Raw genomic sequence first — 10,424 nt, forward strand, 5'->3', positions numbered from 1 at the left:
CCCGCTCCCTGATTCTGCGTGAAACCACCTGCAGATCCTGTTCCCTGATTATGAAACGGCGGTGTGTTTCCCGCTTGTCTCTGCCTCTGTGCAAAATTATCCGCAGCGGCATTCATCGCATCACTTCCGTAACGGATTCCGTTTCTTAGTCCTCTGGAGAGTCCTTCCATCGCACGTCCGATCGTATCCGTCACATTCTGATTTAACCGTCCGTAATTTTGATGATCGATAGCGTCCTGAATCGTCCGATTCAATTCATCCAACGATCTTTCCCACTCATTATTTATCATGAATTTCCTCCTTAAAGGGTTGACCTGAAAATTCTTTTATATGATAATCAGTTTAGCCGTAACACATTGAAAAGTCAATAATACGAAGGAGCGAAAATAAGACAAATGATAAAAAATGCATCCCCGCTTATTATATACGAAGACGAGCAGATCATCGTCTGCCATAAACCCGCAGGAACGCCGACTCAGAGCAGTCATATCGGAACTTCCGACATGGAAAGCCTGCTCAAAAACCATCTTTTTTCTTCACGTAAATTTCACCGGGCAAAATCAGGCGAACCGTATCTTGCGATCATTCATCGCCTCGACCAGCCTGTAGAAGGGATTCTCGTCTTTGCAAAAACACCTGCCGCCGCAAAGGAACTAAACCGCCAGCTCACTTCCCAAGAATTTGGGAAATATTATCTTGCAGTAATATCAGGCATTCCCGAACCGCAGGAAGGCTCTCTTGAAAACTATCTCGTCAAAGATACCCGTACAAACAGTTCCGCAGTCTGTACGAAAACGACTCCGGGAGCAAAACTTGCCAGACTTCACTACAGAACAATAGAAACATACGGTGCGCCCGGAAACGAAAAATTTACCGATTCCAAATCGACTGACACGCCAAAACACACGTCCCGAAACCACAGGCAGCCGCCATTGCAAAATGAATCTTCTGCCTTAATAGAAATCCATCTTGACACAGGCAGACATCATCAGATTCGTGTGCAAATGGCATATTTCGGACACCCCCTTATAGGCGATCGAAAATATGGCAAAGAAATCACCGATCATATGAATTCCGTACAATCTTCGACAAAACGATTTCAGGCAGGACAACTTCATCTCTGCGCTTACAAGCTAACATTTCATCATCCCAAAACCGGAAAAGAGATGGAATTTCAGATTTGAAACTCCATCTCTCATAAATCCGATCTTCCTGTTTGGAAAAATCTCTTCTCCTGCAATCCCGAATTTTAACTCGTCGCACAAAAAAGGCGGTGCCTCACGCGCACCGCCTTTTTTGTTTCATATAATCTTCATCTTACGAATCAGATATTTTTATTTCACTCTTTTTCTTCTAAAGAATGTTACTACAGCGATTCCGCCCGCTGCCACAAGCGCCATCAAATATCCTGCGATGTTTGCGCTGTCACCTGTAACAACAGCTGCATTGCCACCGTTTCCGTTGCTTCCATTGCTTCCGCTATTTCCACTGTTTCCACTGTTTCCATTGCTTCCGCTGTTTCCGCCACTACCGCCGTTTCCATCCGGATTCGGGTTCGGGTTCGGATCAGGAGTTGTGTCTTTTACAAGACCGTCATAAGCTGTCTGCAATGCTTCTTTTGCTGCATTTACTTCATCCTGTGTTGCATTCGGATTTGCAAGAACACTCTGTGCTTTCATAAGAGCTTCATTGAATGCTGTCCAGCTTTCTGCTGTATATCCGTCTGCTTTGGTGTCTTTGTACTGATTATAAAGAGTCGTCAGTCCACTCTTATCTACATCGCCCGGCTGCGGATCTGGATTAAGTTTCACAAGTCTGTCATGCGCTGTCTGCAATGCTGTCAAAGCTTCGCCTGCTGCTGCGTTTGTTGTATCTTTTGCTTCGATGAGAGCTTTCGCTTCATTCATCTTCGCTTCGTATACTGCCCATGAGTCTGCTGTGTAGTCTGCTTTATTCAAGTTTTCTGCCACATAGCTGTCATAGAGAGCTTTCAGAGCTGCTGTCGTTCTCTCTCCGTAGAAACGGATCTCTGCCATACTTGCGAATTTATCCTGTGCTCCTGCTTCAAGAACTTTGAACTCTACATATCTTACATCTTTCGCATCAAAAGCAATCTGCTGATACTGATCTCTGTTTACAAGAACATTGCCTTCTTCATCGAACTCATATGTTCCGACAGATTTCATATCGTCTTTGGCGCTTCCTACAAAGATCTGCGCTTTCAGGATATCACCGTTCGTTACTCCCTGACGTGCAAGGAATGTAATGTCTGTCAAGTTGTAAAGTCCGCCGAGATCAAAATTGAGGCTCTGCGGCAATACATCTTTGTTGTACTCTGTATGCCAGTAATTATCCTCTTTTCCGTCAAGTACGTTTGTTGCAAGTCCATCCTCAAGTTTATCAGGATCACATTCGCTTGTTGCCGTCACTGTGAATCCTTCTGCTTTTGCATCAAGCAGTTTTGTCTCATCAAGCGGACGGAATGTAAGTCCGTCGATTGCCGTATAAATTGCCATCTGTGCTTCAAGTACCTGATTCTTCGTATATTCGCCCTTAAGTAATTCTGTAGCTGCATTTACTGCTGCTGTAAGCTGTCCATAACTTTCTTCTGTGTAAGCAGATGCCTGATATGTACGAGCTTTCGCAAGCGCTTCGTTTAAGCCTGAGATATCAACGCCTGCTTTTACTGTAATTTCATAAGTTGCTTTCGCATCTTTATTGCCTGCCGCTGTCAGTGTGATTGTGCTCTTTCCTTCCTTCATTGCTCTTGCTTTGTAGGTCGGATGGCCGTTCTCATCTGCCAGTGTAAGGATCTTCACAACATCTTGATTGGAACTTTCTACTGTGAAGAATTTGTTTGTTGCATTGTCCGGCTGAACTACCGCATTAATGTCTGCCAGTGTTCCGACATACATCTCTGTCGCGTTATTCGGATCTACAGTAATTCCTGTAACCGGTGTGTTAGAAAGATTTGACAGTTCAAGTTCTGCAAGTGTGAGCATGTTCTTCACAGCACTTGTTGATTTTGCATCTAAGAATGTAATCTGAACTTCTTTTACTGCCTTATCACCTGTAAATTCAAATGTATATTTCTCCTGTTTTGATTCAAACTTAATCTCGTCTGATGACGTATCATCTGTATAGATCAGTTTTGCAGATACTTTGTGCAAATAACCGTTTCCTTCATTTGCGTTGGATACGACTACTTTGTTCAACGCCTCCGGATTCTTTAATGCAAGGTGCATTGTTGTAGGAAGGATAATGTAATCCGGAAGTTTTCCATCTACTTGGTTAGCCGGAATGTCCCATTTAAACTCAAAATCACGAGTAAATTTCCCATCAAACAATCCATTGTAATTTGCCTGCTGGATCAGTTTATTTACGTTCGGATTTTCCGGATCATCTGTCGGAAGTTTTTCATTTGTCATTGTGATATCAAAGTCTGACTGTCCAAACTTCTTCTCTGTTGCCGGCACGTCCGGGATTTCAATATTCGTATCAACCTTTGATTCGATCGTACTGTAGTTCGGTCCGATCAATGTTACTTTAGAAAGGTCGATCACTTTCGCATCTGTTGTAGAGATGTTTTCTTTTGCCTTCATTGTAATTGTAGCAAGCACGTCACTTCCGGCATAAAGTTCTTTGTCTCCACGGTTTGCAAATGCAAGGTTTACATATGCTCTGTCATCATACTCTTTATTAGCCGTCAGATTTTCCATCTGAGCAAGAAGAGGTGATACTTCACAAGAAACATATTGCACTTTGCTATTATCATAATTAATTACCTGTCCGAATGCATTAAGTCCTGCTACATTCTGCGCGTAAACGTCGATTGTAAACGTCTCGCCTTTCTTCACGCTGTCGCTGCTTGCAAGAAGCATAGCTTCTCCCGAAACACTATCCGTCTTCTTCGTTCCGCCATCTAACTGGAACATTGTGAATGCGTAATCATAAACATCATAGATATTGTTCATGTTAATATCGCCGTAACGGCTCTTGATCTGATCTGCAAACAACTTATCTTTTTCACATACACCAAGATAATTTTTCATATTTGTATAATCAGCATCCGTAACCGCCTCAGCCTTATTGGTACTTCCGACAGCAAACGCCCCTGTGTTTTCTTTCTTATATACTTTAATCTCACTTGCCGAGAAGAAATTACCGAGCGCTTTAAGTGGTGTAAACCGGATATAGCGCGCTCCGCAATCCAGCTTATCCATCAACTTCATATCTTTATTTACTGCCCATTTGTATGTTTTTGCCTCTGACCAATGTACACCATCGAGACTTGTCTCTAATTTCATTTCCTCAACAGTTCCATTGCCTGCATCATCACGCGGATAATACTCAATCTTATCAATTTCATATGCTTTTCCGTAATCTACAGTAAGAGTCTGTCCGATTGCATTTCCATCTGAATGGAAACCACCATCAGATTTCTGGAACGTTCTGTCAAATGCCAAATCAGCACTGTGATTTCCGTACAGACCGCCTGTCCATGTGATTGTCTGCGGAGCCGGTGTATCTTTCCACGGATCTTCTGCTGACTGGAACGTCTTCTCTTCGCTCCATTCAGAATATCCTTCTGCATTTCTAGAACGAACTTTATACTTATGCTCTGAGTGATATCCGAGATCTGTATGTGTATATGTCTCCACATCTCCTACAGAGAATACAACTCCGTCAACAAGAAGCTCGTAAGTTGTCGCATCAGCTACTTTATTCCATGCAAGAGTGATGCTTGTCGGTGTCTTTGCTTCCTCATTTTCTGTCAGAGTAGGAACTGTAAGGTTCTTATTCAGTTTATCCTGCGGAAGTTTTCCGTCATTTTCAAATCCTTCAAGTACTAATGTCTGAGCAACACTCTTCGCATCTGCCTGTGCAAATTTCACATACAGTTTCGGTGTTCTCTTCACATCTTTTACAAGGTTCGCAATCTCTGTTTCTTTTTCCGATGCATATGTCTCGATTGCTGGAGATTCATCATAGAAGTAGACTGCTTTACCTGCTTCAGCCGATTTTTTATCAAAGTCTGCTTTGCTCTGCACTTTATCGAGAGTCAATGAATCACTTCCGTTTTTCGCTGTAACTTTTGTAGGTTCTTTGGATACATTTACAACAAATGTTGTATTTTTGTCTTTCTTGTATCCAGTGTAGTTTCCTGTTGATTTTTCAGCAGTAAGCGTTGCTGTTCCATCTTTTACCTCAGATGTATACTTGGTAGATACATGAGCGCCGTAAGAAGTTTTCGTAATTTTTCCATAATCGCCATCTTCTTTCAGATCATTTTCCACAAATTTTCCGTCATCTTCAAACATCGTGTAAGATGTTTTTCCATCCGGCCAAAATTCGACGATACGGTTTTCTTTCTTAATCTGCTCCGGTGTATTATTTTCTTCCCACATTGGAATAATAGCACCGTTTTTCACAAATACAGGAAGTTTCCAAAGTGGAGCTGCAAAGTTGTTGAGAACCTGTCCTCCCTGATACTGCTGACCTGTGAAATAGTCAATCCACACTTCTTTTGAATCCGGAAGATAAATATTATTTCTTACATCATTTCCCTTATCATCTGCAGCAGTGCTCTTATAAATCGGAGCTACAAGAAGATTCGATCCAAGCATGTACTGATACTGCATTTCTTTACTGCTTGCATAACTGTCGTCCGGATATTCAAGGAACATTGCTCTTATAAGCGGCAGTCCTGTATCTCCATTGCCTGTATCAATGTTTGCCGCCGAAGCTGCCCCAGTATAAATATACGGAAGAAGCTGTGCTTTTGTTTTCAAATACATACGGTTGATTCCTGTATATGGATCTCCAAACGTATATGGCATCTTCGCATAAGTTCCCCAACCGTCCATGTTAAGCATAAGTGGTGTAAATGATTTCCACTGATAATCTCTTGTAGCAATCAACTGATTTCCACCGAAGATACCATCCATATCACTTCCTATGTTTGGGTTACCGCTAAGAGAAGTTCCGATATATGTAGGAATGTGAAAACGGATGTATTCCCATTCACCGCCGTACTGGTCTCCTGTCCAAATACCACAGTAACGCTGCGATCCTGCCCATCCGTCAAGAGAGATAATGTTCGGACGTACCTTACCTTCTGTTGTAGCAATATCGTAAGCTGTCTTCACACCGTCAAGCTGCATGGAATATCCATGTCCAACCCATGCAACATCTGTCTTCAATGTAGAAACACCACCGACTTTAACTTCGTTTTTAAAATCACGAAGAAGCTGCCATTCTGTCTTCGGATTAGAATCCGGTGTCAGATAACTCTGTGTCCAAAGTCCTGTTGCTACCCCTTTTTCATTTGCATATTTTGTAAAGTCTGCAAGATTCTGTACGTTTGCCGCTACTGCCGCCAATCGTTCCTGAGAGCTTTTTCCTTCATTATCAACGCCGCCTGTCTTGCCATATCCGTTCTGACCGTATCCCGCACCATATCCGTCATTTGGGAGAAAATATCCAATTGGCATATCATATGTAAAATAATCGTCAATCACCTGTCTTGCCGAATACTTATAAGGAGCTTCTACTTTTGGATAGTTTTCGATGCCTACTGTTGGTTTCGTGCCGTTCAAAGACTCAATGTTCATTCCATCTTTCGGTTTATATCCCGTAGACATTCCGCTCTCATACTTTGTCGTTCCTGCACTTGTGTAAGGTTCATTTCCTTTGATTGTCCAACCCTTCCCACCTTCTGTATCTGACCATGAATCACGGTTGTATGCGTTCAAGTGACCTTCATAAAACGCATATTCGGGAAGGAGAACCGGATTACCTGTTACATGATAATACTCACTCAAAAGTTCCTGTGTTTTTTCACTGCTGTCTTTTCCATCAGAAACAAAATAATAAGCGTCAAACTCTTTTTCTTTATGAGTCGCTGTTACAGTATCTCCTTCACTCTTTCCAAAGTCATATTTACCGTCTGCAAATGTGTTTCTCAAAACACCATATCCACTTGTCGTGTAGTAAAATGGATTTGGAGATGCAACTCCGCCATCTGTCCAGTTACTTTCATTAGCAATATTTATCGTCTCGCCTGTATGTACGAATCTTCCATTCTGCGTACCTCCGCCATAGAAGTTCTCTCCATTGTTCTTCTTAAGAGTCTGCACTGTTGCCGAATTCGAGATGGACAATGCTTCTTTTTCTTCCATCACGACCTTATCGCCACTTAAAACTTTCATCTTCGCCGTAGCTTTATCGAATTCGACAGAAACCGATCCACTTTTAATCGTAATTTTTCCATCTTTATCCGAAATATCAGCCTTTGGATGTGAATAGTTAGAAGAGTCGTCTGAATACTGCTGAATCCTTCCGACATGAGCTTGCGATTTGGGAGTCGCATATTTCGAGAACTCGCCACTCGGATCTACGTTATATCTGAAGATCCCATCCTCAAGAAACGTAAGCTGCGCTGTAACGCCACCATTGAATTTCACAACAACGATATTGTCCTTGCTGCCTTTTTCCACTGACTCGACGCTTGTCAACTGCCCGGCAAACTCTTCCGCAGCTTTCGCCGGTATCGGCGGAAATGCTGTAAGCACCATGCCAAGCGCCGTAACAGTTACAGCAGCTTTCTTTCCTGCTCCTTTCATTTTCTTAGTCCATTTCATCTTTTTCCTTCTCCTCCTTTTCTACGGGTAAATTGTACAAAATGTTTGCATTTACCACTAAGTACTTTATTATATAATAATTTTCAATAAATGTATTTATATAAATCATTACCCATTTGTACTTTTTTACTTTTCTCACCCCTTATATCCACTATTTTCGTCAATTTTCAACATATATAAAGCTTCTGTCGATTTTCTTTCAGTTGCAAAAAATCCTTTTTCAACGCATTCTTGGATTGCGTTTTTATAAAATTATCAAACAGGGGAGAAAATGCATTTTCTCCCCTGTTCTATAGATTTACCTATGATCAATTTATACGAAGATGGAACTGTTCAATCAGACAAGCAATATTTTCTTCCGTATCTTCAAGCTCATCTGCGATTTGAGAAATCGTTTTTCCTTTTTCAAGTTTTTTCTGAATAAGAGTGCTTCTTTCTGCTTTTCTACCTTCTTCTCGTCCTTGCTTTCTACCTTCTTCTCGTCCTTGCTTTCTACCTTCTTCTCTCCCCTGCTCTCTTGCCTCTTCTCTCTGCACTTCGATATCTGTCTCATAGTCATATTCGTCTAATAACATATTGACAACCTCGCTTCCTTTTCGCATTAAATAATCAGCAAGAATCCCTTTTTCAATGCACTCTTTTATCGCTTTTTTATAAGGCTCTTCCTCCCCGGAGATCTGATAGTTCTGCACGATTTCCATGAACTGGCTGTATTCTTTCAGTACCTGACACTTTTCTAAGATTTCATGATGCTCTTCCGGCCGGATATTGATGACCTTTACTTTTAATTCCAGACTCGGCTCACCGTCTTTTACGATATAGGCATCTGACAGGCGCAGTTCTTTTTCCTTTTCCCACTTTTCTTTTCCGTTATAGAATGTGTAAAATTCCGGTGTCGGAAGGGGCACGATTTTCTTTTTATATCGGCTTCTCGGTGGCACGAGTCTTTCATATGCACGCCCGATGTACAGCAGACTCCGAAGGGGCATGTTTTCGTTGATCGTAGACTGATGCTCGCCGAATACGATCACTTTTCCTCCTGCGTCAAAAGAAATATCATTTTGAAAATTCATATAGATCGTATTGTCTACACGGAATCTGCGAATCTTCGTTCCTTCCGGCAACGGCTCATCATGAATTGCGTTAAAAAGTGCGATCTCGTTCGCTTCTGCTGATTCGTCCTCATAGAACAGATCTACAAAGACACTGTTTTTAATTTCTCTGTTTTCTTTTCCTGCCATAGGCTCTCCTTTCATGTGCATGAATAAGTCCTGCAGTACAGGTGGGAAAATACTTTTAAGCTTACTGCTTTCAAGCTTGCCGCTTTTAAACTTGCCGCTTTCAAACTTGCTGCTTTTAGATTTGCTTTCGCCAAAAGTTTTTCCTCTGAAAAAGAAAACTTTTTTCTTTTTTAAGACCTTCTCTTAAAAATCAGTATACGAAAAAAAGAACTATTCTACAAGGCTATCCACGCAAAAACTGTTGTTGTATTGTATCGGGTAATTTTGAGGGAATTCCTCAGACCGGCGAAGCTGCCGGTATCTTTCACAGAAAGAATTTCTGTGAGTGGAATTATCATAGCATCTATATTTTATCGCAATGCTATGTTTACATTTTTAACTAAGTTCAGACTAACTTCCGGTATTCCAATTAGGGGAGTTCTCAGATTGCCTCCCCTTCTCTGTAAATTTAATTAAGATCCGTTCCTCCCAAGTTGAAACTCTTCAATCAGATGAGCTATGTTTTCTTCCGTATCTTCAAGATCATCTGCAATTTCAGAAATTGTTTTTCCTTTTTCAAGCTTTTTCCGAATTAAGGCGCAAGTTTTTTGAAGAGTCCCTTGCTTTCTACCTTCTTCTCTTCCCTGCTCTCTTGCCTCTTCTCTCTGCACTTCGATATCTGTCTCATAGTCGTATTCGTCTAATAGCATATTGACAACCTCGCTTCCTTTTCGCATTAAATAATCAGCAAGAATCCCTTTTTCAATGCACTCTTTTATCGCTTTTTTATAAGGCTCTTCCTCCCCGGAGATCTGGTAGTTCTGCACGATTTCCATGAACTGGCTGTATTCTTTCAGTACCTGACACTTTTCTAAGATTTCATGATGCTCTTCCTGCCGGATATTGATGACCTTTACTTTTAATTCCAGACTCGGCTCACCATCTTTTACGATATAGGCATCTGACAGGCGCAATTCTTTTTCCTTTTCCCACTTTTCTTTTCCGTTATAGAATGTGTAAAATTCCGGTGTCGGAAGGGGAACGATTTTCTTTTTATATCGGCTTCTCGGTGGCACGAGTCTTTCATATGCACGCCCGATGTAAAGCAGACTCCGAAGGGGCATGTTTTCGTTGACCGTAGACTGATGCTCGCCGAATACGATCACTTTTCCTCCTGCGTCAAAAGAAATATCGTTTTGAAAATTCATATAGATCGTATTGTCTACACGGAATTTCCGAATCTTCGTTCCTTCCGGCAACGGCTCATCATGGATTGCATTAAAAAGCGCGATCTCATTCGCTTCTGCTGATTCGTCCTCATAGAACAGATCTACAAAGACACTGTTTTTAATTTCTCTGTTTTCTTTTCCTGCCATAGGCTCTCCTTTCATGTGCATGAATAAGTCCTGCAGTACAGGCGGGAAAATACTTTTAAGCTTACTGTTTTCAAACTTGCTGCTTTTAGGTTTGCTTTTGCCAAAAGTTTTTCCTCTGAAAAAGAAAACTTTTTCTCTTTTTTAAGACCTTCTCTTAAAAATCAGTATACGAAAAAAAGAACTGT

4 protein-coding genes and 1 pseudogene are annotated in these 10,424 nt (G+C 41.4%); 1 reads left to right on the forward strand and 4 read right to left on the reverse strand.

Features of this window, described 5'->3' with window-relative positions; all coding sequences use genetic code 11:
• Nucleotides 1-290, reverse strand: a pseudogene (locus RUMTOR_RS10410) (5-bromo-4-chloroindolyl phosphate hydrolysis family protein); the annotation flags it as partial.
• 105 nt (nucleotides 291-395) lie between these two features.
• Between RUMTOR_RS10410 and RUMTOR_RS10415 the strand changes: the two are divergent.
• Complete coding sequence (locus RUMTOR_RS10415) at nucleotides 396-1,184, forward strand: RluA family pseudouridine synthase (RefSeq protein ID WP_004847730.1); 789 nt, start codon at nucleotides 396-398, stop codon at nucleotides 1,182-1,184.
• Between the two features lie 150 nt (nucleotides 1,185-1,334).
• Here RUMTOR_RS10415 and RUMTOR_RS10420 read toward each other — a convergent pair whose 3' ends face one another.
• The 3 genes from RUMTOR_RS10420 to RUMTOR_RS10430 all read right to left on the reverse strand — a co-directional run bounded on the left by RUMTOR_RS10420 (nucleotide 1,335) and on the right by RUMTOR_RS10430 (nucleotide 10,260).
• Nucleotides 1,335-7,643 carry a discoidin domain-containing protein gene (locus RUMTOR_RS10420; RefSeq protein WP_004847731.1) on the reverse strand — a complete coding sequence of 2,103 codons (6,309 nt, stop codon included), beginning with the start codon at nucleotides 7,641-7,643 and terminating at the stop codon, nucleotides 1,335-1,337.
• A 308-nt stretch (nucleotides 7,644-7,951) separates the two neighbouring features.
• Nucleotides 7,952-8,905: an RpnC/YadD family protein gene (locus tag RUMTOR_RS10425; RefSeq protein WP_004847733.1), complete on the reverse strand. Its 954-nt coding sequence runs from the start codon at nucleotides 8,903-8,905 to the stop codon at nucleotides 7,952-7,954.
• A 431-nt stretch (nucleotides 8,906-9,336) separates the two neighbouring features.
• On the reverse strand, nucleotides 9,337-10,260 hold the full coding sequence (locus RUMTOR_RS10430) for an RpnC/YadD family protein (protein WP_004847734.1): 924 nt from the start codon (nucleotides 10,258-10,260) through the stop codon (nucleotides 9,337-9,339).
• Nucleotides 10,261-10,424 lie beyond the last annotated feature (164 nt).

Source organism: [Ruminococcus] torques ATCC 27756 (assembly GCF_000153925.1).
Taxonomy (GTDB): Bacteria; Bacillota; Clostridia; order Lachnospirales; family Lachnospiraceae; genus Mediterraneibacter; species Mediterraneibacter torques.